The 382-nt window shown below is 67.0% G+C and carries 1 protein-coding gene; it reads right to left on the bottom strand.

The window, feature by feature from the left end; all coding sequences use genetic code 11:
- The coding region (locus D7V93_RS44315; protein ID WP_443652017.1) for a glutamine amidotransferase-related protein at positions 1-369 on the bottom strand (369 nt) is incomplete at its 3' end.
- Between the last annotated feature and the right edge of the window lie 13 nt (positions 370-382).

Here is a 382-nt window from a genome sequence, read left to right as displayed (position 1 = left end):
GTACCGCGAACCGTCCGGCTGCAACTTGCCGTCCAGATCAAAGCGGACCACATCGCCCTTGATGAGGCCCAGCCCTTCGGTGTATTGCTGCCCGGGGCGCGCCTCGGTGCTGCGCTCCAGCAGCATCTGCTCGCCGACGCATACGCCGAGCATCGGCTTGCTGCGCGATGCCTCGAGCACAGCGTCGCGCAGGCCGGACTGGTCGAACGCGGCCATGCAGTCGGGCATGGCGCCTTGCCCTGGCAGGACGACGCGGTCGGCGGCGCGGATTTCATCCGCTTGCGCACTGATGCGCACATCGGCCTCCGGAGCAACGGCCATCAGGGCTTGCGCCACCGAGCGCAGATTGCCCATGCCGCAATCGACGATTGCGATCTTAGTC

The organism is Corallococcus llansteffanensis (assembly GCF_003612055.1).
Taxonomy (GTDB): Bacteria; Myxococcota; Myxococcia; order Myxococcales; family Myxococcaceae; genus Corallococcus; species Corallococcus llansteffanensis.
Note: the sequence above shows the minus strand (reverse complement) of the source record. Positions and strands in the feature narration are given on the sequence as shown.